Source organism: Gluconobacter sp. Dm-73, from assembly GCF_018256215.1.
In the GTDB taxonomy this organism is placed as follows: Bacteria; Pseudomonadota; Alphaproteobacteria; order Acetobacterales; family Acetobacteraceae; genus Gluconobacter; species Gluconobacter cadivus.
On sequence record NZ_JAERLW010000008.1, the window covers coordinates 57,457 to 81,821 of the forward strand.

Below are 24,365 nucleotides of genomic sequence, written 5' to 3' on the forward strand. Positions count from 1 at the left end.
CGTGAGTGCGCTGCCTGACGAAGCTGGGCGCGATATGGCGCAGGTAATAATGTCATTTTTAACTCTCCCCACAGCAGAACACTGAGTGTGCAGATCGCTCTGCTGGTAGAAGCGACGCTGCTGGAGGAGGTTTATCTGGCGAGGATTTCCAGATTATCTCGCTATTATGTCGGGGATGAAATATTATTTCAGAAACGATTTTCCATTCAGGAAAACTGGTGTCGATTCAAAATATCGCCACGATGCGATCAGGGAAATCTGAGGGTGTTTTCGGTAAAATAACCTGAATTTCGAGGCCGCCTTCCGGGTGATTGGACGCTTTGATTTCGCCGCCATGGGTCTGGACAATACTGAGGGCGGATGTCAGCCCCAGACCAATGCCGCCCGTTTCCCGATTTCTGGATTTGTCGCCTCTGAAATAGGGTTCGAAAATTCGCCCGATCTGATCGGCAGGAATGCCCGGACCATGATCCCTGATCGTGATGACAGACTGCGTTGGCATGCATCTTAGTTCGAGGGAGGGAACCGTGGCATATTTGACGGCATTTTCGACTAGATTGGTAAAAACGCGTTTGAGAGCAAAAGGACGGCCCTGAGAGGTTGCTCTTACGGGTCCGGAATATTCGAGAATAATGTTTTGATCCGCAAAATCATTGACGATGGTTCGTAAAATCCCTGGAAGATCGCAGGTCGTCATCTCTTCGCAGACAGCATCATCCCTGAAAAACGACAGGGCGCCATCGACCATGGCCTGCATTTCGTCGACATCCCGGAACAGCCGCGCCTGCTGTTCCATATCGTCGATGAACTCTCCCCGCAGACGCAGTCGCGTCAGTGGCGTTCTGAGATCGTGCGAAATGGCTGCCAGCATTGTGGTGCGTGCCGCGATGAATTTCTGGATCTGGTCCCTCATGGCGTTGATCGTCTGGGCAACCAGTTGAAGTTCGCGCGGACCGGTGGCCGGAATGGGAGCGGAGGATGGGTTCATTCCGGCAAGACGAACATCTTTCGCCAGATTTTCGATGGGTCTGGAAAGCTGGCGAGAGGCAATGAGAGAGACGGCAATCACCCATGCGGCAATCGTGGCGAATTCCAGCAAAAGGCGTTCGCGCCAGAAAAAACCCCAGTATCGCACCAAAGCGGCACAGACCAGCCAGCTTCCATCGTCGAGCTGTAGGGCCATAAACGATGCATCAGGATATTTTTTAGGATCAACGGAAATATCAGGAGCCTGCGCGACGGGATTATCAACGGAAAATGCGTCCATGCTTCTTGTCGTTCCGCCGATAAGGGACGCAATGATGTCATGTCCCATCTGGACTTCATACGGATTATAATGCGCGGTTTTCAGCATTTCCGCAGTACGGCTGTCTGCGGCAAACCACTTGAACTGGAAACCTTCGGTGGAAGCCGCCTGCGCAATTTTCGGGCGTACAGCCGCAGGAGCCGCCGTAATGACGCGTGTGATGGCAGCGACTTCCTGAAGAAGGCCAGTCTGCTCGATGTTGGGTTGTGCCCAGTGCCCACCAAACAGGAAGAATAACTGCAACAACCCGACCGTTGTGGCTGCGGCCAGAGCCACCGTCGTCACCAGACGGCGTGTAATGGTGTCTTCAAACCAGCGAAGACGGGTCACAGACGTTTGACTTCCGGAGAGAACAGATAACCACCGTTCCGGACTGTCCGAATCACGATTGGATTTTTGGGGTCTTCCTCCAGCTTCTGGCGCAGACGGCTGATCTGAACATCGATGCTGCGGTCATATGCCGTATGATTTCGCCCCCTTGCCAGATCGAGGAGCTGGTCGCGGGTCAGAACCCGCTGGGGATGTTCTGCAAAGGCCAGAAGAAGCTCAAACTCTCCACCAGACAAAAGAACGAGCGCATTATCTTCCGAGCGGAGTTCCCTGCGTGCGACGTCCAGGCGCCAGCCTCCGAAAGACAGGATCGGGCGCCCGTCGCTCACAGGAACGCTGTCAGTCCTGTTCGCTGTCCGGCGGAGGACAGCTTTTACTCTGGCCAGCAGTTCCCTTTGGTCAAAGGGTTTGGTGAGATAGTCGTCCGCCCCGATCTCGAGACCGACGACGCGGTCCGTATGTTCGGCCATGGCAGAGAGCATGATGACCGGGATGTTGGAACTGGTTCTGAGGCGTCTGCAGAGACTGAAGCCATCCTCGTTGCGCAGCATGACGTCAAGGATGACCAGATCGATTGTTTCTGAACCCAGACGTGAGAACATGGCAGGACCATCCTCTGCGACCGAGACGGTATAGGAATGTTTGCCGAGAAATCGGGTGAGCAGGGAGAGAATGTCCCTGTCGTCATCCACGATAAGGAGATGAGGCATGACTGTCATTCTCTCCTGATATCACATCAGCTTCTACTCATGATGTCTCTTATATGAGCGCTTTATTTCAGCTCAGACACATTCTTCCTGCCCCGCCATCCTAGTGATGGCCTTATTTGCTTCCGCTGGGGGCGGAGCTGTTCGGAATTGACGGCACGGCCATATTTCAGGGCCGAGATATTTGCGACATACGCGTGAAAGAAACGCTTCCTAAAAGAACAGGCACTGACCGGCTGATCTGGCTGGAACCTGTTTCTGGAGGTGTGTCGTGAAAGCGCACTGTTTTCATCTGGCGTTTACTGCGGCTGAGTTGACCGTGTTTTACGTTATGGAGCCCATGGGTTTGTTCGCGCTGGGTTTCGACGTGATGCACGCGTTCGTCAAACGGTGTGCCGAGACATGAAAAGAGAGATCAAGCGGAGCGGCAGTACAGATTTTGAACATAATTTCAGAAGTCTGCATGCGGTCGTGGAGGTAATTCTTTCCTCCTGGCCGTGGATTTTTCTGATTGTTTATGGCGCGATCTGTCTCGCTGTTACAATCCTGTGTGGATATTGATTGTGAAAGCGTGAAGCTGCGATTTTCGTTCGTGCAAGCTGATCTTGCTTTTGAGGAATGATAACAAATATATGGCCTGAATTTCGTTTTTCCCTTAAATCAAGACCATGCATCACGTTGGATTTTTTATCTGCCCGAACCACCGGATTCTCGATCTCGCAGGCCCTTTGGGGGCTTTCGAAGAGGCCAACACCCTCATTGAGGGTGGGGCCTACCGGCTGACGGTCATCTCCGAACCCGGAGGCATCGTCGTCGGGAGCTCCGGGGTTCCCATCGACACGCGACCCAGCCGCGACACGGCTTTTGACACGGTTCTGTTCATCGGTGGAGACATCGGGCCTTTCAAAAATCCTGACGCCATCGCTGCTGCAAAGGACCTTGCGGCACGAACCGTCCGCGTCGCGAGCGTCTGCACAGGGGCCTTCCTGCTGGCGGAAATCGGGCTGCTCGACGGCCGCCACGCAACGACGCATTGGCGTCTCGCACCGGAGTTGCAACAGCGTTATCCCCAGATCAGGGTTGAGGCCGACCGTATCTTGATCTCGGACCATAATGTATGGACGTCCGCAGGGATTTCCGCGGGGATCGATCTGGCACTGGCCCTCATTGAAACCGACCATGGCATTGCAATCGCCCGTGACGTCGCCCGTGAGCTTGTCGTCCCTTATCGGCGCTCTGGTGGGCAGTCGCAGTTCTCGGCCATGTCCCAGATGGAGCCGGAATCGGACCGTATCCGCATGGCGCTTGCCTTCGCGCGGGAGCATCTGGTCGAGCCGCTTCCGATCGAACGTCTGGCGGAAGCAGCACGGTTAAGCGTGCGTCAGTTCGGTCGTGTCTTTCGCAGTCAGACAGGCGAGACACCGGCCCGAGCGGTTGAGCGTCTGCGCGTGGAGGCAGCCTGCGCCCGTCTGCAAAGCGGGTCGGAACCGATTGAGCAGATCGCAAAATCCGTGGGCTTTTCCGATCCGGAGCGCATGCGCCGCGCCTTCGTCAAGCTGCACGGCCACCCGCCGCAGGCGATCCGGCGCGCAGGTCGTCAGGACAGTTCAGGCTGAGTGATGACGAGGGTATGATCTTAAAGAGAGAGGACACCCACCAGTGCCTCCAACGGATCATGAATAAACCCGTCGGCCTTCAGCATGACCAGACCATGAAGTTGTCCCCATCTGACATGTGCCGACAAAGGTGATGCCGCCGGGCCTAAGGTCCGGACGCGATCGAGAAGCGGCTGAAAGCTGGCGTTTGCTGCGCGTTTGAGGGCGCTATCGGGTGCCGCCCCCGGAACCAGACCCGATGCGAACATGAGACGGTAGAGCTCCACATTTTTCTCTCCGAACACGAGATAGGCGACCGCCATCCTGTTCAGCGCGGTCATATCGTCTCCGTCCGACGCGGCTTCGAGAAGAGCCTCGGTGAAGCGTTCAAATCCATCCGTCGCAACGGCAGCAAGGAGGTCTTCACGGTCGCTGAAATGGCGGTACGGCGCCGACTGCGCAACGCCAGCCCTGCGCGCCAGCGATGCCATGGAAAGACCCTGCGCCCCATGAGCGGCGACTTCCGCTAAGGCTGCATCAAGTAATACCTTCCGCAGATCACCATGATGATAGGTTTTGCGAGAACCGGAGGGTTTTGCGTCTGTGATTTGCTTCATGTGATGACGTATAACATTTAAGTTGACATTGGATCAACGAATGACGATGTGATGATCTATCACATAGGACATCGTCATGACTCTAATCTCGAAATCCCATGCGCCCACGCATTCCGGGGGGCCTTATCTCGCCAATAATTTCAAACCGATCGAGGTTGAAACGACCGCTTTCGATCTGGAGGTTATCGGCCATATTCCTGAAGCTTTGAATGGTCGGCTTCTGCGTATCGGTCCCAACCCCGTCAGTGTTCCAGACCCTGCGCAATATCACTGGTTTTCAGGGTCAGGCATGGCGCATGGACTGCGTTTGCGTAAGGGAAGGGCAGAGTGGTATCGCAGCCGTTATGTCAGGGATGCGTCCGTGGTCGCCGCTCTGAAATTGCCTCCGCTCCCAGGACCTGGCGTCGGTCGGCGCGATGGCAGCGTGAACACGAATTTTACCAGTGTCGGGGGAAAACTCTATGCTGTTGTCGAAGCGGGCAGCCTTCCAGTTGAGTTGAACTATGAGTTGGAAAGCGTCGCGCGTGCGGATTTCAACGGGACTCTTGAAACCGGCTTCACCGGCCATCCGAAGTTCGATCCCATAACCGGCGAACAGCATGCTCTCGCCTATGAACCCGGACAGCCGGTTCGCTATATTTCGCTCGATCAGAACGGATATGCCACGACGAAAGCGAGGATCGATCTGCCCCATATTCCATTGATCCATGATATGGCATTTACCGCGTCGTTTATCGTCATTCCCGATCTGCCGGTTACGTTTCAGCCCGAACATGCGAAGGCGAAATTTCCCTGGCTCTGGGACGCGCGCCGGGATGCGCGGATCGGACTGTTGCCACGCGACGGAGACGTTACCGCCCTTCAATGGTTCGAAGCCCCGCGCTGCTTCGTCTTCCATTTCGTGAATGCCCATGACGATGGCGACCTGACCCTCATTGACCTTGTTCGCCATCCCCGGATGTTCGACCGGGATCACAACGGCCCGAACGAAGGAGCGCCCACCCTCGTCCGCTGGACGCTCGACCGCCGCTCCGGACAGTTGAGCGAAATGCTCCTTGATGATCACGGCACTGAATTTCCACGGATCAATGACCTGTTCGGCGGTCAGTCCTATCGCTTCGGCTATACAGCTCACTGGGGGCGGGACGTACGTTTTGGACCCGCCATGAAGCATGACATGATGAAGGGCACCACGGAAATCCATCATTACGGACCCGACCGCATGACGTTAGAGCCCATCTTCGTGCGCAAGCCAGAGGCACTTGCCGAAGATGAAGGCTGGATCATGTCTTATGTGTACGATGTGGCCCGAAATCTGAGCGATGTTGTTATTCTGGATGCTCAGGATTTTACTGGGGAGCCTGTCGCTACAATACGCCTGCCGGTCCGGGTGCCGTTTGGCTTTCACGGCGAATGGATCGCCGACGACACTCTGCCATCTCCTGCGGCCTGAAACAGATACGCACCATTTTCTGGTGCGTATCTGGTCTCTACAGATTAAAGAACCGGGCGCATCAGGCCGTTCTGAGAGCCCGGAAGTTTCTTATAAACCACGTCACGAATTGCCGGGGGCGCCTCCGCAGGATTGCCAGCATGAAAAGGTGGCTGCGGATCATACTGCACAAGAAGCTGCACTTCCTGCGCGGCTTGCGCCCCACGGAGTTCAGCCGCGATCGCCAGACCGAAATCAATACCGGCCGTTACTCCGCCGCCACTCATGAAGCGTCCATCCTTCACAATCCGCGCAGGATCGGGAATGGCTTCATATTCTTTGAGGATGTTCAGAAATGCCCAATGACAGGCACTCCGCCGTCCCTTGAGAACCCCTGAAGCCGCAAGGATAATAGAGCCGGTACAGACGGAGGTTACATATCTCGCCGTCTCGGACAGACGCCGGACATGCCCCAGTGTCTCGGGCTTCATCATGGCCGAAAGATTCAGGGCGCCAGGCACGCAAATGACATCGACCTTGTCGATATCGGAAAGCTTTTCCGTTGGCCCGAAAACAATGCCCTTTTCCAGCGTGACGAAACCGCCCTCAGGACTGGCAAAACGAACATTCGTGTTGGGAATGCGCGACAGGATTTCGTTGGGGCCAGCAAAATCAAGAAGTGTTCCGTTCGGATAAATCGCAAACAGAAAATCTATAGGTTTTTCGGCTGTCCCCGACACAGCCGCCCGTGCGCTTTCCGGCAGAAGGCGCGTTGCCGCCGTTGCAGCAATCGCAGCGCCCCCCATGAGCATCATGCGCCGCCGTGCGCTCCCTGCCTCGGTCAATTCTTCCGGGAAGGTTTCATCGAAAATTTCAGGCATCTCCGTCTCCTCATGTCTCCTGCCCCATAGGGCTGGTTGCTGGACGGTCTTGAGACGTAATGCTCTGTGAGAATTTCCTAAAGGACCTATTTCCCTTGTTTTGCGCCATATGTGGATAGCAAGGCGATATGTCTTAAATAGAGGGAAATACGTCCTTTAGGTCATAATGCGTTTTGATAGGATCAACGGAAACGGTGATCGCGTCCGGGACGCCTGTCACGTTTTTCTAATATGGGGATCTGATATGAGACTTTCGGGAAAAACTGCCCTCATCACGGGCGGTACGAGCGGTATCGGCCTTGCGACTGCAAAGCGGTTTGTCGCAGAAGGAGCGCGCGTTGCCGTCACGGGGCGCGATGAAACCCGGTTTGCCGATGTGCATGCAGAACTGGGCGGAGAGGCGCTGGTTCTGGCGGCCGATGTGCGGTCTGTCGACGCCATGACCTCCGTTGCGGACAAGGTCCAGAAGGCATTCGGCGGCCTCGATATTCTGTTTGTGAACGCCGGTTACGTCATTCCGACACCCTTACAGTCAATTGGTGAACGTCAGTATGACGACGTCATGGATGTCAGTGTCAAAGGTGCCGTATTCACGATGCAGGCGGCACTCCCCGTACTGCGTGAGGGGGCATCCGTTATTCTGACGACCTCGTTTATCGACCAGACCGGCAAACATGCCCTGTCGCTGGTTGCAGCCGCCAAAGCGGCAGTCCGGTCTTTCGCGCGGAGCTGGTCCTATGAGCTGCTCGGTCGCAAAATCCGTGTCAACGCGGTCGCACCCGGCGGGATCGAAACGCCGCTTCTGAACAAGATCGGTCTTTCTGAAACCGAAGTGGAAGACTTTAAAACCCAGTTCGCTGCGAGCGTTCCTCTTGGACGCATGGGCCGGGCTGAAGAAATCGCCGCTGCAGTTCTCTACCTCGCAAGCGACGAATCCCAATATGTCGTCGGCACAGAACTGGTGGTCGATGGCGGTTGTTCGCAGCTTTGAAATACAGGATCGATCGCTTCAACGACTTTTTATCACCGGGACATTCGTCATGACATTTACAAAACCGTTCGCTTCTTTTCTCGGCGCCTCGATGGCGCTCGTTCTGCAATGCGCGCCTGCCATGGCAGCCAGCACGCAACCGTCGGATGCGGCTGCCGTAAAGGCTGTGACCGAGCAGTTCGCTGCCGATCTCGCCAAGGGCGATCTTCAGGCAATTTCGCGCCTCTACACTGATGACGCCAGACTGCTGCCCCCCAACGCAGACCCAATTTCCGGCCGGGCTGCCATTCTCGCTTATTTTGAGAAGACCTTGCGGCCTGATCTCGTTGGCGGTGCCACATTCGATCACTATGAGATTTATGGTGGTGAAAACGCTGCAACCAGCCTTTCTCAAATCAGGATGCTTGATACCAAAGGTCAGGTTATCGAGCGCGGCAAACAGACGATCGTTTTGCTCAAGCAGGATGGCAAATGGAAGATCCATCGAGATATGTGGTCAGATAATTCTCCCACTCATGCTGCAGAACCATAAGAGCACGGCAGACGCACTCTGCTCTTGATCTTCTGACGCTTCTCCAGCACTGTCGCTTCCTGTCAGGGGAGTCCCGCCTAGGGGACTGAGAGGCCAATTGGTGACGTCGGGAAACCGGCGCCACGGTGAGGCGACCCTTTGAACCTGACCCAGTTGATGCTGGCGTAGGAAGACCGGAGGGCATGTCCTTCTCGGGCCGATCTGGCCTTTTCCGTGTCCGTTAGGGCACTGGGGGCGGCGGCTCCCTTTCTGCCTCACGTTTCTTGGGTCTTTTCGAGTGCGCTTGAGGAGACACCACATGAACGCTTCCATTCCCGCTATTACGACCGGTCCTCTGCCGGCCTCCAGCAAAATCCATGTCCGTGGCGTGCATCACGACATCGCAGTGCCGCTGCGGCAGATTGCGGTTTCAGGTGAATGTCCGCTGAATGTCTATGACAGTTCAGGCCCTTATACCGATCCCGCCGTCAGCATCGACATCGCAAAGGGCCTGTCGGACAGCCGGGGCAACTGGCTTCGCGATCGTGGAGACGTGGAAGAGTACGAAGGGCGCACGATCACGGCAGCTGATAACGGTTTTGCACAGGGGGATCGTCTGACTCCGAGCTTTCCGCAGCAACGCCGTCCTCTGCGGGCTGTTGGAGACCGCGCGGTGACACAGATGGCCTATGCCCGTGCGGGGATCATCACGCCGGAAATGGAATTTGTCGCCATCCGCGAGAATATCGGCCGGACGGAAGCCCTGAAAGAGGCGCGCGACGGCGAGGATTTCGGAGCCAGCATCCCGGATTTCGTGACGCCGGAATTCGTGCGGCAGGAAATTGCCTCGGGTCGGGCCATCATTCCCGCCAACATCAATCATCGCGAACTCGAACCGATGATTATTGGCCGGAACTTCCTTGTGAAGATCAATGCCAATATCGGCAATTCGGCCGTGACGTCTTCGATGGAAGAAGAAGTCGAGAAAATGGTGTGGTCCATCCGCTGGGGCGCGGATACGGTCATGGATCTCTCGACGGGCCGTAACATTCACAACATCCGCGACTGGATCATCCGCAACGCACCCGTGCCGATCGGGACGGTTCCGCTCTATCAGGCGCTGGAGAAGGTCGGCGGAATTGCGGAAGACCTGACATGGGAAATTTTCCGCGACACACTGATCGAACAGGCGGAGCAGGGGGTGGATTATTTCACCATCCACGCCGGTGTCCGTCTGCACATGATCCCGCTGACGGCCCGCCGCGTGACGGGCATCGTTTCCCGCGGTGGCTCCATCATGGCAAAATGGTGCCTGCATCATCATCGCGAGAGCTTTCTGTATGAGCATTTCGATGAAATCTGCGATATCTGCCGCCGTTATGACGTGTCGTTCTCGCTGGGCGACGGCCTGCGCCCCGGTTCGATTGCAGATGCCAATGACGCCGCGCAGTTCGCAGAGCTGGAAACCCTTGGCGAACTGACAAAAATCGCCTGGGCGAAGGACTGTCAGGTCATGATCGAGGGGCCGGGCCATGTGTCGATGCACAAGATCAAGGCCAACATGGACAAGCAGCTAGAGCACTGCCATGAGGCACCGTTCTACACGCTTGGCCCACTAACGACCGATATTGCGCCGGGTTACGATCACATCACTTCTGCCATTGGTGCGGCCATGATCGGCTGGTTCGGCACGGCGATGCTCTGTTATGTGACGCCCAAGGAACATCTGGGCCTGCCGGACCGGAACGACGTCAAGACCGGCGTCATTACCTACAAGCTCGCGGCCCATGCGGCGGATCTGGCGAAGGGGCATCCGGGCGCGCAGATGCGTGACGATGCGCTGTCCCGCGCGCGGTTCGAGTTCCGGTGGGAAGACCAGTTCAATCTGGGGCTGGACCCCGATACGGCGCGATCCATGCATGACGAAACCCTCCCGAAAGAGGCGCATAAGGTCTCGCATTTCTGTTCGATGTGCGGGCCGAAATTCTGTTCGATGAAGATCTCCCATGACATCCGGGCGGAAGCGGAAAAGCAGGCTGGGATGGAAGAAATGGCCGGGAAGTTCCGGGAAGGCGGCGCGCTTTATGTACCCGTGACGGAACCGGCGGAATGATCCATTCCGTCCTGGGGGAGGGGGTTGCAGCGCTATGTTGCGCCACGGCCCTTTCCGACTGGGGTCTTGACGTGGAAGTCATCGTCCCGGAGGGCAGTCCAGAGGCGGCATCACGGTTTGCGGGGGGAATGCTGGCCCCGTTCTGTGAGGGAGAAAGCGCGCCCGACCTGATCGTGGCGCAGGGGCAGGCGGCGGTGAAATGGTGGGCGGCCCATGTTCCGGGCGTCACAAAGCGTGGCACGCTTGTTGTCGCCCCGCCGCGTGACGGCGCCGAACTGGATCGTTTTGCGCGTGCCACACAGCAGCACGACTGGGTCGTCCCCGGCGATCTGGAGCCGGATCTGGAGGGGCGGTTTGCGCGCGGACTGTTCTTCCCGACCGAAGCGCATCTGGACCCGCGCAAAGCGCTTGCTAGCCTGCGTGACAAGCTGCTTGCGAAAGGCGTGGCCTTTCGTTCCGGGACGCCGCGCGGTCATGTCGTGGATTGCCGGGGATTGGCTGCCCGGGACAGTCTCGCCGATCTGCGCGGCGTGCGAGGGGAAATGCTGATCGTGTATGCCCCGGACGTAACGCTGACGCGGCCGGTCCGGCTGCTGCATCCGCGCTTTCCCTGTTACGTCGTGCCAAGAGACGGGGATCGGTACATGATCGGGGCGACCATGGTGGAAAGTGCCCGTCCGGGGCCGGTGACGGCGCGGGCGGCGATGGAACTGCTTTCGGCGGCCTATACGCTTCATCCAGGCTTTGCCGAGGCTGAAATCCTTGAACTGGGCGCGGGGCTGCGCCCGTCTTTTCCGGACAATATTCCGGCAGTGCGTCATGTCGGGGGACGGAGTTACGTCAACGGGATGTACCGCCACGGTTTCCTCATGGCGCCCGTCTGCGCCGAGCAACTGGCGGCAGAACTTGCGGAGGTTTATGCCCATGCGGATTGATCTGAACGGCGAGGTCATCAGGACACAGGCCCGGACGCTGGCCGACCTGCTGATCGAACAGGGTTTCGATGCCCCCTGCGTGGCAACTGCCCTGAATGGTGATTTCATTGCCCGTTCCATGCGTGACGCAACCCGTCTGGACGAAGGCATGAAGGTCGAAGTCCTGTCTCCGATGCAGGGAGGCTGACATGCTTTATGGCGTTGATCTAACGTCGCGGCTGATGCTCGGGACGGCCCAGTATCCGTCGCCCGCGGTGTTGCTGGAGGCGATCGAGGCATCTGGCGCGGAGATCATCACGGTCTCGCTGCGGCGGGAGGGGGCTGCGGGTGCGGCGTTCCGGAACATCCTGTCCGAAAGCCGCTGCCGCCTGCTGCCCAATACGGCAGGGTGTCATACGGCCCGCGAGGCCGTCACCACGGCCCGCATGGCGCGCGAAGTGTTTGGAACATCGTGGATCAAGCTGGAAGTCATCGGCCATGCCGACACACTCCAGCCGGACCCGTTCGCACTCGTCGAAGCCGCACGTGTGCTGTGTGCGGAGGGGTTTGAGGTGTTTCCCTACACAACCGAAGACCTGATCGTGGGGGAAAAACTTCTGGAAGCCGGATGCAAGGTGCTGATGCCGTGGGGCGCGCCGATCGGATCGGGGCAGGGGCTGCGCAATCCTGAAGGTCTGCGGACCATGCGGGCGCATTTCACCGGTGTTCCGCTGGTTGTGGATGCGGGAATTGGTGCGCCAAGTCAGGCGGCACAGGCCATGGAGATGGGTCTGGACGCCATCTTGCTCAATACGGCGGTGGCCAAGGCGGTGGACCCGGCGGCCATGGCGCGGGCGTTCGGTCGCGCCATTCAGGCGGGGCGGGACGCGTTCGAGGCAGGGCTGATGCCTAGACGGGACATGGCCTGCGCTTCAACTCCGGTTTTCGGTCTGGCGGAGCTGGCGTGATGACAGTGCTTGATCCGTTTTATCTTCTGGTGGGGGACGTTTCGCTCCTTGAAACGCTGCTGCCCTGTGGTGTGCGTCTGGTTCAGCTTCGGCTGAAGGACAAGCCGGACGCAGAGCTCCGACGTCAGATCCGTCATGCGCGGGCACTCTGCGCCATTCATGGCGCGCAGCTTGTCATCAACGATTACTGGCGTCTGGCGCTGGAACTGGGATGCGATTTCGTCCATCTCGGGCAAGAAGACATGGAAACCGCCGATTTTGACGCTCTGCGGCGTGCGGGCATCCGGTTCGGACTGTCCACTCATGATCCGGCGGAGCTTGAACGCGCTCTGTCTTTCAAACCGGCCTATGTCGCACTTGGCCCCGTCTATCCGACACTTCTGAAGAAAATGAAGTGGGGGCCGCAGGGGCTTGAGCGCGTCCGGGACTGGAAAACCCGCGCTGGGGACACGCCACTGGTCGCCATCGGCGGCCTCACGCCGGAGCGTTTGGAAGGGGTTTTCGCGGCGGGGGCGGACAGTGCTGCGGTTGTGACGGACATCCAGCAGGCGGAAGTTCCGGTGGCGCGCTGTCGGGAATGGGTGGCCGCGACGCAGGCCCACAGGCAATGAGCCGTTATTCGCGACAGACCGGGCTTTTCCCGCAGGGTGCGGCGGATCAGAAGCGCCTTTTGGAAGCCCATGTTCTGGTCGTGGGCGCAGGTGGTCTGGGCGCGACTGTTCTGCCCGCGCTTGTCGGTGCTGGATGCGGGCGGATCACGGTGGTCGATCATGACCGTGTGGATGAGAGCAACCTGCATCGCCAGACGCTCTTTCGCATGGACGATATCGGCCGCTTCAAGGCCGCCTGCGTGGCGGAGCGGCTGTCGGACCTGAACCCGGACAGTCAGATCGTACCTGTGGCGGAGCGTCTGGAGCCGACACTGGCCCGGCGTCTTCTGACGGATGTGTCCGTTGTCGTGGATGCGGCGGACAGTGTGGCCGTCACCTATCTGCTGTCCGATCTGTGTGTTGAAGCGGGCCTGCCCCTCGTGAGTGCTTCGGTGCTTGGACGGTCGGGATATGCGGGCGGGTTCTGCGGCACGGCCCCGGATTACCGGGCTGTTTTCCCGGATCTGCCCGCCATTCTGCCGAATTGTGCGGAAGCCGGTGTGATGGGGCCTGCTGTTGCGGCGCTCGGGGCCATACAGGCGCAAATGGTGCTGTCCGTTCTGCTTGAAACGCAGCCTTCTCCGCTGGGGCAGATCATGACGCTGGATCTGAAACGCTGGAGAAGTTCGTCTTTCCGGTTCGATACTGCGGTTTCTGCCGAAAATGAGGGTCCCTTCATTCTCGGGCTCGAAGAGATCCGCGCGGACGACCGCGTTTTCGATCTGCGGGGGCTGGAGGAACAGGGACCGCCCTCCGTGTCCTGGGCCGTTCGCGGGCCGATCGAGCACCCGGAAACGCTGGCGAAGGGGACGGGCAGGACCGTCTTTGTCTGTGCGAGTGGTCTGCGGGCGTGGCGGGCCGCCAAACGCTTTTCCGCACAGGCTGGTGTGCCTGCGTTTATTGCAACGACGGGACGATGACGCTCCCTGTTCTTCTGATCGGTGGGATGGATTCCAGCGGGGGCGCTGGCCTTGCACGGGATCTGCTCGCCGTGCAGGCGTCTGGACAGACCGCACGTCTTGCCGTCACCGCCGTCACGGCACAGACCGATCGTCGCGTTCTGGCGGTGGAGCCTGTCGCTCCATCGCTTCTGGCCGTTCAGATTGAAGCGGCGCTGGAGGCGGGGATCGGGGCCGTCAAGATCGGTGCCCTGTTCAATGCGCCTCTGATCCGTGTCGTCGCAGCGCTTTTGCCAGATGTTCCGGTGGTGTTGGACCCGGTGCTCTGTTCAAGTTCCGGTCATGCCCTTCTGGACCCGGAGGGTGTGCAGGCCCTGATCGCCCTGCTTCTGCCCCGAACCACTATTCTCACTCCTAACCTGCCGGAACTTGCGGCGCTGGCTGCTACACTGGGGATGGCTGCGGCGGTGGAACGCGAGGAAATCGTCAACGCGCTGCTGTCTCGGGGCTGTCGGAGCGTTCTGCTCAAGGGTGGCCATGATCTGCCGTCTTCGGTTTCTGAGGATGTCCTGTATGAAACAGGCTCTCCTCCCGTAGTTTTCTGTTCCCCCCGTTTTTCATTCGAGTTGAGGGGAACAGGCTGTCAGCTTGCCAGTGGTCTGGCGGCGGGACTGGCCATGGGACAAGATCTGCCCGAGGCCATCCGGGCTGCGCGTTTCGGAATTGAAGAGCGTTTCCGTAACGCCTGAAAAAAATGTGTCAGTCGTGCTGGAGTTTGCGTGGGAAGGCAGCCGGGTTGAACGCTGCGAGCAGGATGCCGTCCAGTGCGATCACGACGGAGGCGGGGCAGAGCACCGCAAATCCCAGTGTATTGAGAAGATGGCCGCCAATCGCCGAGCCCAGCAGGATGCCCATGTTGCTGCTGCTGTTGACGGCCGCGCCTGCAACATCCGCACTGGTTGCGCGGGCCCGGATAGCGCCGGACATGACGAAGGGAATGATGGCGGCATAGCCCATGCACCACAGCCCGACGGCGGCAACGCTTGGCCATGCCGACAGCAGATGCCCGTAGACCAAAATCATGCCGGTCAGCATGGCGATGCCGCCGCCGAACAGACCGCCCGCAGGCCAGCGGTCCACGACCTGCCCTGCCGCCCACAGACCGGAAATGCTGACAAGCCCAGTGAGGAGCAGCGCGATACTCAGCAGATGCACGGGCAGTCCATGCGCCAGAAGCAGCGGAGAGACGTAAGTGTAGAGCAGGTTATGCGCGAAGAAGAAAATGGCGTTCACGCCGATCACGATGCCAAAAATCCGCGCGGCATGGGGTGAGCGGATGGTGGGAACCTTGAGCGCTTTGGTATCGGCTCCGCGGACGGGCGGAAGATAGAGCGCGATGAAGATCGTCAGCATCGCGGCGAGGGCTGCGATGACGTAAAGGGCTATACGCCAGCTTGTGAACTGGCTGATTGCGGCGGCTCCCGGAACGCCCAGAACCGAACCCAGAGATGTCCCGCCGAAAACAAACGAAATGGCGCGTCCCGTCATGCGTTCGGGCACGAGGTGGGCGGTATAGGCGGCGGCAATGGACATCAGCAGCGCGTGGGACAGGCCACCCAGAGCCCGGCCGATGCAGAGAATGCCGAAGCTGGGCGCCATCGCGGAAATCAGGTTGGAGACGACATACCCGACGAGGCAGAGCACCATGAGCATCTTGCGATCCATACGGCTCGTGGCGATCGTGATGGGGACGGCCCCGAATGCGACGAGCAGGGCATAGGCGCTCACGGCCAGTCCGGCGTGACCTTCGGTGATGTTGAAAGACTTGGCCATGTCGATCAGCAGGCCAACCGGTGCGACTTCGGTTGTCACCGCAATGAAGGTCGATGCGAACAGAGCGCAGAGACCCGCAATGGCCGGGCCGGAGAGCGTTTTGAACACGATGCAATTCCTGACTGGAACGGTGACCTGAGCGTCCCGAATGCGAGGGCTTTTGGCACTTTGATCGCATCACGGAAACCCAAAAATGCAGGGTGATGCAATGATCGTTTTAAGGGGGGCGGAATGGCCCGCATGGCCCGTTTTGTCAGGGATTTATGAAGATGTCCGGTTTCGTTTTCCCGGCATGATATTCTGGATTCGATGGATCATCTCCAGAAGCTTTCTGGAAGGTTATTCCTGTACCGGGCCCCCGTATCAGGCGTCGAAAGTGTTTCGTATGTTTTCGTAAAGGCTTTTTTGCCAACAAAAGCGGAATAGCGCTCTGTTAATAAGAACTATTCTCATATAGATTTGCGTTAGTCCTTCTGTAGGAGGCACCGAGAAACGACCATTCGAAAGCGCGTATGATGCAGACAGGGAATAATCCGGCTTCACGTTCCCGTCCGGGAACGGGGTTCAGAAAAACCCTGTATGCTCTCGCGTTGCTGTCCAGTGGCTGGGAGGAGGCTGTGGCTCAGGCAGCGCTCGTGGATCTCTCTGCGGCGGGACAGGAGCAGAAGAAGGTCTCCACGAAGAAAAAACCGTCTTCTGTCGTAACGGCAGAGCCAGATGTCCCCGGCAGTGTCGAGCAGCTTCTGGTCCATGGACATCGTGCAACCGCTACCACGGACGGCACCGGGACTTATACCGTGCGTGCGGTGTCCACGACGCGCATGTTGTTGCGGCCCGAAGATGTACCACAATCGATTTCTGTTCTGAGTACGCAGCAGATGAAGGATCAGAATCTTTTCACGGTCGACAACGCGCTCAAACAGGTCGCGGGCGTCAACGTCAATCTGTACGGCGATGGTACGGCAGGGTTTTCGTCCCGTGGTTTCCAACTCGCGGCCCAGTATGATGGATCACCCGCGACAGGTGGTCTTCAGCTTGCCCAGCAGTTCGACCTTGCGATCTATGATCGGATCGAGGTCCTGCGTGGCCCGGATGGTGTGTTGCAGGGTTCGAGCGCACCGGGGGGCAGCGTCAATTTCGTGCATAAACGCCCGACCGAAACATTTCAGGGCAATGCCTCTTTCAGCGCCGGATCATGGGAAAACTATCACGCCAGCGTCGATGTGGGTGGACCGATCGGGAACTCGAAAATCGTGTCCGCCCGTCTGGTCATGGCCGGGACCGATCGCGATTTCTTCTATAAAAACGCCTATGACCGCCGCTGGACGATCTACGGTGTGACGGACGTTCATATCGATCGGCGTACTACCCTGACCGTTTCCGTCACGTCGCAGTCCAATGACACGACCCGCTATATGGGCCTGCCGCGCATGAGCGGGACGGGGGCGGACCTCAATCTGCCGCGCAATACGTTCATCGGCTCGGACTGGAACAAGGGGCAGGTGCCGACGACCGAAGTCATGGCGCAGCTCGAACGGCGCTTTGGTGCGGGCTGGGTCGGGCGTGTCACAGGGCGGCACAGGACAGCCGATACCGATCTGCAATACAGCTATATCAACGCCTATAACGCCAAGGCGCAGACAGCGAATTATGTGGCGGCCCGCTCCATTTACAGCGAAACCAATGATGGTGTGGACGGGTATCTGACCGGACCGCTGCATCTGCTGAACCGGACGCATACGCTCATGATTGGCGCGAATTATAACCGCTATGTCTACGAAGGCGGCGGCGCGAGTGTGAATTCCCGCACGAACGCCGCTCTGGCCGGTCTGCCAATCAGCGATTATGGCGCAATTTCAGGCGCCATTCTCCCCTCCATCAAAAGCCGGAGCTGGCAGCCGACCGAACAGTGGGGTGTGTACGGGCAGGGGCGTTTTCAGCTCATGCCGAGCATTTTCCTGACGCTGGGCGGGCGCATCAGCGGATATGTGCAGAAATCGCGCGATCTGGTGCCGGGTGCCGTGACCAGCACGTCCATCGACCAGCAGGGTATCCTGACGCCCTATGCCGCGCTGGTCTATCACGTCCTGCCGCACATCACATTCTATGCCAGCTATACCGATACGTTCAGCCCCCAGTCTGCCTATGGCGTGGACGGACGCCAGCTTCAGCCGGTGCGTGGCGGGCAGCTTGAAGGCGGCATGAAAGGTGCGCTGTTCAACCAGATGCTGAGCTTCACGATGGCGGGATACAAGATCGTGCAGCGGAACGATGCGATTGCCAACAGCGATCTGGACCCGACCTGTGGCCCGAGCCATACCGCTACCTGTTACGTCGCGGCAGGCAGAACGCGCAGCCAGGGGGCGGAAGCCGAAGTGATTGGCCGTCCTCTACCGGGATGGGACATCAATGCCAGTTACACCTATAATGACAACCGGATCATTGATAACGGTACGCCCTCGAATGCAGGTCTTGCCTATGCAGGAAATTCGCCGCGTCATCTGTGGAAACTCTGGATGCATTATCGGTTCGAACCCTATCGGGGCGCACAGAAAAACATCTGGAGCATCGGGGGCGGCATCAATGCGCAGAGCGGGACGTTCGGCACCAATCGCCTTGTCACGCAGTCCGGCTACATCACCGCCTCGGCACAGGTCGGATACCAGTGGAACCGCTATCTGGCGTTGACCATGAACCTCAACAACATCTCCAATACGCGCTATTATCAGCGGCTCGGCAATTTCTATTATTACAACTATTACGGTGAGCCCCGGAACTTCATGTTTACCCTGCGCTCGAATTTCTGATGTCTTCCGAAGCTCCCTCAACCGCACGCTCCCGTCGTTCCGGGGCCATCGTGTCATCACCTGCGCGCCGGTGGATCTGGCGTGCGGTGTGCGTGTTTGCGCTGGTCTGGATGGCGGCGCATTTCATCACGCTGGGCGCCCTGAAATGGGGGCCTCCTGTGCGGCATGACGCGACGGTTCTGGGGCAGATGATTGCGGTCGCTGCGTTTCCGCTGCTGTTTCTGCTCGCTTTCGGAACACGCAGTCCGTTGCGTGGCGGGATCATTGCCGGAGCGGTCGGCGTTGTGGCCCTTCTGGCCGTTTTGTTGCATTCGTGATGCAGGATACGCTTCGTACCCGGATGGGATGGCTGCACGCCTGGGTCGGTTTTGTCGCAGGGCTCCTGTTGTTCTGCGTTTTTGCCTCGGGCTGCCTTGCCGTATTCGACACCGAACTGACGCGCTGGCTCCAGCCCGAAGCCCCGCCGCAGACAGAGGCGTTTTCTCCGCAATCTCTGGACCATGTGCTCCCGGCCGTGCACGACCTGCTGGCGCAGGGTGAAAAGCCGTTCATAACCCTGCCTTCCGCACGGGACCCCTATCTGCGTCTGGAGCATCATGACGGGCATGAATTTCTGACCGTTCCATATAATCCACAAACTGGAGAGCGTCTGAATGTCCGTGCGACAGCGGGGGGAACGTTCTTTTACGATCTGCATTACACGATGCGTTCGGGCGTTTACGGAGAAACGGTTGTTGCGTTTGCAGGTCTGGCGCTTCTGCTGACAATCGGCTCGGGCATCATCATCCATCTGAAGGGGCTTATCTCCGATCTGATGCTTCTGCGGCCTTTTGCCGCCAGATTGCGGGCATGGCTGGACGTGCATGTGGTGGCGGCTGTTGTGTTTCTGCCGTTCATTCTTCTGATGGCCTATAGCGGCACTTTCATTCGTGCGCGGACGCTTTTTCCGCCCGTGTCCTATCTCGCATCCGTTGAAAACGCTTTCCGGGCCTCTGCGCCATCCACGCACCACACATCCGAGAAACCGGCTGTTTCAATCCCTTCAACCTTCCCCCCGCTAGCTCCCCTCGTGGCGGAGGCCGAGCGTACGATTGGGGCGGGCCAGACCGGATATATCCTGTTCCAGCCGCAGAATATCCTCATATCCCGAACCGATGCGTCCGGTCCGTTACTGACACGCGAGCATGTCGATTTCAGCCCGGTGGACGGTCATGTTCTGCGTCATGTGCTGCTGCCCGGCGCCATCACCCATACGGAGCAGGTTCTGAAAGGGCTGCATTATGCCCGCTGGACGGGGGTGGGCATGCGCTGGCTGTATTTCATTTCGGGTGCCATGGGGGCCGTCATGTTCGCGAGCGGCTCTATCATTTTTCTGATGAAACGCCGTCGTCAGTCAGGGGAGCGGCTCATGTTCCGGATTGCCGAGGGTCTGGCCATCGGCAGTGTTGTGGGTTTGCCGATGGGGGCAATGGCTTTTTTCTGGGCCAATCGTCTGTTGCCTGTCGCTTTCCACGACCGTCCGCTTGCGGAAGGGCATGTTTTTCTGGCCGTTTGGGTGCTCAGTGCCGTTTCGGGGATGGTGTGGAGCCTTCTGGGCCATCCGTTTCAAGGCTGGAAAATCCAGCTTTTCTGTCTGGCGGGGCTGGGTCTTTTCCTGACTCCGCTGGACGTCGTGACCCGACCGGGGGTTACATTTTTTCATGTCCCGACGGTTTTTGCCGCAACGGATCTGGTGGCGTTCTTTCTAGCGCTCGTCTCGCTCCAGATGGCGCGCCGCCTGTGACTATTGTTCTCTGCACGTGTCTATGGAGCCTGTTTCTGCTTTTGCAGGCCTGCCATGAGCCGAAAATGCTGCGGTATGCGCGGCTTCAGAAACCTGCGTGGCTGCAAAGGGCAGGAGGGTTCCGGTTTGTCTTGCCTCTCGCGGCGCTTGCACTGTGTTTTGCGGAGCGTGCGTCGACAGCACTTCCAGTCTGGGTTGCGACACTTTCAGTCGCGGGGTTACTCGTCGCGCTGGGTTGGTCCGGACTGGCCCGATACCGGGAACTTCTGATCTCGACTTCGAACGTCAGGGCAAAAACGCTTGGAAAAGAGTGAAGGTCCGGGTTTGCAGGGATAGGGCTTGAAAAGATCTTATATTCCCGGAAGTGAACTGTCTTCTTCCTGTGCAAAGTGAACCACGCGATCACGACCCGTCTGTTTGGCGGCATAAAGAGCATTGTCGGCCCGGGCTAGAAGATCTGTTCGACTGATCCCCGTGCCCGGACAGAGGGCAGCGCCAATGCTCAGTGTCGCCGTGATACCGTCCTCTCCGATCAGACGGGTTTCGGTTGAGAACGTATTGCGGAGGCGCTGGGCGGTTGCGAGCATTTCGTCGACACTCCCGCACTGGAAAACGATAACGAATTCGTCCCCGCCAATACGGAACAGGCTCGTCGTTGGGTAAAGAAGATCCCTGCAGACACGGCCCATGGTAATGATGATTTGATCCCCGATTGCGTGGCCATGGAGGTCATTGATGTTTTTGAAATGATCGATATCGACCATGAGAATCGCTTCATGGGCGCAGTTTTTTCCGTCATTTTCCAGCCACTCCTGAAAGGCCCGGCGATTGCCGCCGCCTGACAGAGGGTCCTGAAGGATCAATTCTTTCTGCTGGAAGGCGAGTTGCTCCCATGGGATTGCAATCATGCCCAGAGCGAACAGCGTTACTTCGATAACCGTCAGGAAATTATAGGTTGCCACGGCCCAGATGGTTGCTGGAGCGGCTCCAAGAGGAGCTGGCATCCACAGTACGAGTGCCACCAGTAAAAGATAAAACCCTGCATAGAGGGTCAGAAGTCTTTGCAGGTTGCGCCGTGCCGGGGTTTTGATCTGGTCTGCGTTCCGCAGATTCCGAAGTCCCAGAATGTGGAGCATTGCAAGCGCGGCCAGACGACAGGCCGTACTGAGGATGTGGAACAGGCCTGTCCGCCCCGAGAGGGCTGACAGAACAAAGAAGACGATACAGGCCAGCAGAACCGGCAGAACCCGGGTGCGATAGCCAAGGATGATTCGCATGGCCTGCCACGCGGCTCCGTAGGCCATGATCATGAACAGTGAACTCATCCGGAGTCCCCACTGTCCCGGCAGAATGCTCTGGACAGTGGAGAACAGGCCGGAGATCGCGCCCAGAAAGAAGGGAGCCGCGTACCACGCCATGCGGGACCATCGTCTGCCGGAAAATTCTGACAGGATGAAATGGACGCCCAGAAGCAGGAAAATAACCGTGCTGTACCCAAGCAGAGTGGGCGGATCAGGTGTCATGGATACTGCATGGGTTATTGAACAGGCCGCACAGGCCACTCCCGAAAACGCTGATGGACAGACTTCGATTCCTCACAAAAACAATAAAGACAGCTCGACCTTACCTTGAGGTTAATGGCATTTTTCAGGCTGGGTCTTTCTTATGGGCGGGTGACGCAATCGCCATCTCCCGGCATAAGGACTTTTTTTTGTCCTCTTTGTCATGAGGGATCGAATGCCACCTGAAGAATGTTTTTGCGAAATGGTCCGGTTGCGGTGGTGATGCGTCTTTTCCCGCTCTGGGCTATTGTGGTGTCCGGGCTTGCACTCCTTCTGCCCGGAGTTTTCCTGACGCTCGTTCCCGCCATCACACCGCTTCTGGCGTTTGTTATGTTCACGATGGGCGTGTCGCTCACACCGGCTGATTTCGGGCGTATCCTGCGTCGGCCTGCGCCGGTTCTGGCGGGTGTGGGGCTGCATTATCTTGTCATGCCGCTTGCGGCGTGGGGGATCGCGCATCTGCTGGGGCTGTCGCCTGCACTGATGACAGGCATGGTCCTGGTTGGGTGCGTGTCGAGTGGCACGGCGTCCAATGTCATGATCTATCTGTCGCGCGGGGATGTGGCGCTTTCGGTCAGCATCAGCGCATTTTCAACGCTCGTCGGGATCGTGGCGACGCCCCTTCTGGTGCGGTTCTATGTCTCGGCAGGGGTGGCGGTGGATAGCTGGGCGCTGTTTCGCAGCATCGTAACCATGGTGGCGCTGCCCGTTCTGGCGGGTGTTGTGCTCAACACGTTCTGGCATCGCGAGGTGCGCCGGGTCGAGCCTGCGTTGCCGCTGGTGGCCATGGTGTCGATCCTGCTCATCATCGGGGCGATTGTCGCGGGGGTGGGGCCGTCCTTGAAAGAAGCTGGTCCGATCATGCTGCTGGCCGTTATCCTGCATAACGGGATCGGGCTTCTGGGTGGCTATTGGGGCGGCCGGTTGCTCGGTTTTGACGAGAGTGTCTGCCGGACGCTGGCGCTGGAAGTTGGGATGCAGAATTCCGGGCTCGCCGCGACACTGGGGCGGCTTTATTTCTCCCCGCTGGCTGCACTGCCGGGCGCGGTGTTCTCCGTCTGGCACAACGTTTCGGGGTCTATGCTGGCGTCGCTCTGGGCGTCGCGGCCCATCAAGCGGAAAGACCCGCCGTGTTGACAAGAAACACCATGTCCGTCGCGCGTGTGACCGCTACATAGCAGAGCTGCTGCGTCTCCAGCGGGTTCTGGCGGGCGCGGCGGCCGATATCGCCGAGGTCCACAAACACGTTTTTGAACGTGCTGCCCTGCGCGGTATGGACGGTCATGGCGTAGATTGCCTGAAGTTGGAGCAGGGCATTCTGAAAGGCGAAACGGTGGCTCCAGCGGCGGTGCTGCTGCTTCGCTTCCTGCACCAGACGCCGGTCCACGGCCTCCAGATCCTTCGGGTTCTGCACGATATGGCCGGTAATTTCCTCGCCCGCCATCGTCAGCAGCGTGACTTCCCATGACGCCAGATCGGCCACCCATGCCGGAACGTCCTTGCACAGTTCGAACTTGTAGGACAGCCGACCGGGCTTGATGTCCATGACGAGGACTTCCTCGTTCGTGGCAATGGCCTGACGCGGGCCGCTTTCTTCCTGCTGGATGGAAAACGGTGCGCGGGATACCACGCGTTCGCCGGGCATGAAGGGGGTGGGTGTTTCGCCGCCATAGCGCCAGAGCCGGACCATCCGGTTGATCTGATGCACCCGCGCGTTCGTCCAGCACAGATAGCGGCACCAGTCGTTATCTTCGTCGAACGCGTCGGACAGAAACGCCTTGCGGACCCAGCTTTCCACATCCTTAGGTAGGAACAGGCCGGTCTGTTCCTGACGGGCATCGCGGACCCAACTCCAGTCGGCTTCACCGCCTTGGCTTTGGCGGATGAGGGTCGCGGCTTCGAGGATCGGATTGTCCGCTGCCTGTCGGACGACGGTGTCGAGATGGGAGCGGGAGGGCACGGAAAACGAGGGGGAAGCGGCTTCCCCGACGGGCGGAAGCTGGGCCGGGTCGCCTACGAACAGCACGAAGCAGTAACGCAGCAGATCGCGGATCCAGTTCATCAACTCCGCAGAGAGCATCGAACATTCATCGACGATCACGATGCCATCGGCGATCGTCTGCGGTCGCTTGGAGCGGACGAGCGTTGTGGTCGTGCCCTGCGAAGAGGGCTGAAGGCTCAGCAGGCTCTGGATCGTGCGGCAGTCGACGTCCCGGTCTACTTTGGAGCGCAGGACGGCCGTGGCTTTGTGGGTCGGAGCCGTGATGACTACGACTTTTTTCTCGCCTATGAAATGCCGGGCGACGGCCTGCATCAACGTCGTTTTGCCGCTGCCCGCATATCCCGTCAGCAGGTGCGTGGGCAGTCCTGCGGCGTGGGCAGCAATGATTTCATCGAGCGCCTGCCGCTGGGAGGGGGTGAGCATGACCATGAGGGGCTTTTCTCATATTTTCTAAGGAGAGGCCA

At 58.7% G+C, this 24,365-nt stretch carries 22 protein-coding genes and 1 riboswitch; of the genes, 15 read left to right on the forward strand and 7 right to left on the reverse strand.

The window, feature by feature from the left end:
- Positions 1-226 precede the first annotated feature (226 nt).
- Together JK176_RS09915 and JK176_RS09920 are read right to left on the reverse strand one after the other, a co-directional pair.
- Positions 227-1,636: an ATP-binding protein gene (locus JK176_RS09915; protein ID WP_211587674.1), complete on the reverse strand. Its 1,410-nt coding sequence runs from the start codon at positions 1,634-1,636 to the stop codon at positions 227-229.
- A complete protein-coding gene (locus tag JK176_RS09920) occupies positions 1,633-2,355 on the reverse strand; it encodes a response regulator (protein WP_211587675.1) in 723 nt (240 codons plus the stop codon). Before JK176_RS09920 ends, JK176_RS09915 begins: the two co-directional genes overlap by 4 nt.
- 656 nt (positions 2,356-3,011) lie before the next feature.
- Here JK176_RS09920 and JK176_RS09925 point away from each other — a divergent pair.
- Positions 3,012-3,959, forward strand: coding sequence for a GlxA family transcriptional regulator (locus tag JK176_RS09925; RefSeq protein ID WP_211587676.1), 948 nt, complete (start codon positions 3,012-3,014; stop codon positions 3,957-3,959).
- Between the two features lie 20 nt (positions 3,960-3,979).
- Here the strand turns inward: JK176_RS09925 and JK176_RS09930 are convergent, their stop codons facing one another.
- Complete coding sequence (locus tag JK176_RS09930) at positions 3,980-4,555, reverse strand: TetR/AcrR family transcriptional regulator (RefSeq protein WP_211587677.1); 576 nt, start codon at positions 4,553-4,555, stop codon at positions 3,980-3,982.
- Between the two features lie 76 nt (positions 4,556-4,631).
- Between JK176_RS09930 and JK176_RS09935 the strand changes: the two genes are divergently transcribed.
- On the forward strand, positions 4,632-6,008 hold the full coding sequence (locus JK176_RS09935; protein ID WP_211587678.1) for a carotenoid oxygenase family protein: 1,377 nt from the start codon (positions 4,632-4,634) through the stop codon (positions 6,006-6,008).
- A 44-nt stretch (positions 6,009-6,052) separates the two neighbouring features.
- Here the strand turns inward: JK176_RS09935 and JK176_RS09940 are convergent, their stop codons facing one another.
- A complete protein-coding gene (locus JK176_RS09940; protein ID WP_211587679.1) occupies positions 6,053-6,868 on the reverse strand; it encodes a DJ-1/PfpI family protein in 816 nt (271 codons plus the stop codon).
- Positions 6,869-7,112: 244 nt separating this feature from the next.
- Between JK176_RS09940 and JK176_RS09945 the strand changes: the two genes are divergently transcribed.
- The 9 genes from JK176_RS09945 (at position 7,113) to thiD (ending at position 14,663) form a co-directional block, all read left to right on the forward strand.
- The gene (locus tag JK176_RS09945; protein WP_211587680.1) at positions 7,113-7,859 is read left to right on the forward strand and encodes an SDR family oxidoreductase; all 747 of its coding nucleotides are present in this window, start codon (positions 7,113-7,115) and stop codon (positions 7,857-7,859) included.
- On the forward strand, positions 7,837-8,391 hold the full coding sequence (locus JK176_RS09950; protein ID WP_211587681.1) for an SgcJ/EcaC family oxidoreductase: 555 nt from the start codon (positions 7,837-7,839) through the stop codon (positions 8,389-8,391). The genes JK176_RS09945 and JK176_RS09950 overlap by 23 nt, the downstream gene beginning before the upstream one ends.
- Positions 8,392-8,445: 54 nt before the next feature.
- Positions 8,446-8,579: riboswitch (TPP riboswitch) on the forward strand.
- Between the two features lie 110 nt (positions 8,580-8,689).
- Entirely contained in the window at positions 8,690-10,483 is a 1,794-nt protein-coding gene (gene thiC, locus JK176_RS09955; protein ID WP_211587682.1) for a phosphomethylpyrimidine synthase ThiC, read from the forward strand.
- Positions 10,480-11,418, forward strand: coding sequence for an FAD-dependent oxidoreductase (locus JK176_RS09960; protein WP_211587683.1), 939 nt, complete (start codon positions 10,480-10,482; stop codon positions 11,416-11,418). The genes thiC and JK176_RS09960 overlap by 4 nt, the downstream gene beginning before the upstream one ends.
- Positions 11,408-11,605 carry a sulfur carrier protein ThiS gene (gene thiS, locus JK176_RS09965; protein ID WP_211587684.1) on the forward strand — a complete coding sequence of 66 codons (198 nt, stop codon included), beginning with the start codon at positions 11,408-11,410 and terminating at the stop codon, positions 11,603-11,605. Before JK176_RS09960 ends, thiS begins: the two co-directional genes overlap by 11 nt.
- A gap of 1 nt (position 11,606) precedes the next feature.
- A complete protein-coding gene (locus tag JK176_RS09970) occupies positions 11,607-12,365 on the forward strand; it encodes a thiazole synthase (RefSeq protein ID WP_211587685.1) in 759 nt (252 codons plus the stop codon).
- Positions 12,365-12,976: a thiamine phosphate synthase gene (locus tag JK176_RS09975; protein ID WP_211587748.1), complete on the forward strand. Its 612-nt coding sequence runs from the start codon at positions 12,365-12,367 to the stop codon at positions 12,974-12,976. The genes JK176_RS09970 and JK176_RS09975 overlap by 1 nt, the downstream gene beginning before the upstream one ends.
- Positions 12,973-13,935, forward strand: coding sequence for a HesA/MoeB/ThiF family protein (locus JK176_RS09980; protein WP_249194412.1), 963 nt, complete (start codon positions 12,973-12,975; stop codon positions 13,933-13,935). The genes JK176_RS09975 and JK176_RS09980 overlap by 4 nt, the downstream gene beginning before the upstream one ends.
- Complete coding sequence (gene thiD / locus JK176_RS09985) at positions 13,932-14,663, forward strand: bifunctional hydroxymethylpyrimidine kinase/phosphomethylpyrimidine kinase (RefSeq protein WP_211587687.1); 732 nt, start codon at positions 13,932-13,934, stop codon at positions 14,661-14,663. The genes JK176_RS09980 and thiD overlap by 4 nt, the downstream gene beginning before the upstream one ends.
- A 10-nt stretch (positions 14,664-14,673) precedes the next feature.
- Here thiD and JK176_RS09990 read toward each other — a convergent pair whose 3' ends face one another.
- Positions 14,674-15,858, reverse strand: a complete 1,185-nt coding sequence (locus JK176_RS09990; protein WP_211587750.1) for an MFS transporter — start codon at positions 15,856-15,858, stop codon at positions 14,674-14,676.
- Positions 15,859-16,259: 401 nt separating this feature from the next.
- Here JK176_RS09990 and JK176_RS09995 point away from each other — a divergent pair, with 401 nt between their 5' ends.
- The 3 genes from JK176_RS09995 to JK176_RS10005 are packed head-to-tail and all read left to right on the forward strand — an operon-like array spanning position 16,260 to position 20,337.
- A complete protein-coding gene (locus JK176_RS09995) occupies positions 16,260-18,554 on the forward strand; it encodes a TonB-dependent siderophore receptor (RefSeq protein ID WP_249194414.1) in 2,295 nt (764 codons plus the stop codon).
- Positions 18,554-18,871: a hypothetical protein gene (locus tag JK176_RS10000; RefSeq protein WP_249194415.1), complete on the forward strand. Its 318-nt coding sequence runs from the start codon at positions 18,554-18,556 to the stop codon at positions 18,869-18,871. Before JK176_RS09995 ends, JK176_RS10000 begins: the two co-directional genes overlap by 1 nt.
- Positions 18,871-20,337, forward strand: a complete 1,467-nt coding sequence (locus tag JK176_RS10005) for a PepSY domain-containing protein (protein WP_211587688.1) — start codon at positions 18,871-18,873, stop codon at positions 20,335-20,337. The genes JK176_RS10000 and JK176_RS10005 overlap by 1 nt, the downstream gene beginning before the upstream one ends.
- A 350-nt stretch (positions 20,338-20,687) precedes the next feature.
- Here JK176_RS10005 and JK176_RS10010 read toward each other — a convergent pair whose 3' ends face one another.
- Entirely contained in the window at positions 20,688-21,860 is a 1,173-nt protein-coding gene (locus JK176_RS10010) for a diguanylate cyclase (RefSeq protein ID WP_211587689.1), read from the reverse strand.
- A gap of 228 nt (positions 21,861-22,088) precedes the next feature.
- On the opposite strand from JK176_RS10010, the gene JK176_RS10015 reads away from it, so the two are divergent.
- Complete coding sequence (locus JK176_RS10015) at positions 22,089-23,036, forward strand: bile acid:sodium symporter family protein (protein WP_211587690.1); 948 nt, start codon at positions 22,089-22,091, stop codon at positions 23,034-23,036.
- Here the strand turns inward: JK176_RS10015 and JK176_RS10020 are convergent.
- A complete protein-coding gene (locus JK176_RS10020; RefSeq protein WP_211587691.1) occupies positions 23,011-24,330 on the reverse strand; it encodes an ATP-dependent RecD-like DNA helicase in 1,320 nt (439 codons plus the stop codon). The two genes, JK176_RS10015 and JK176_RS10020, sit on opposite strands and share 26 nt — an antisense overlap.
- Positions 24,331-24,365: the final 35 nt, after the last annotated feature.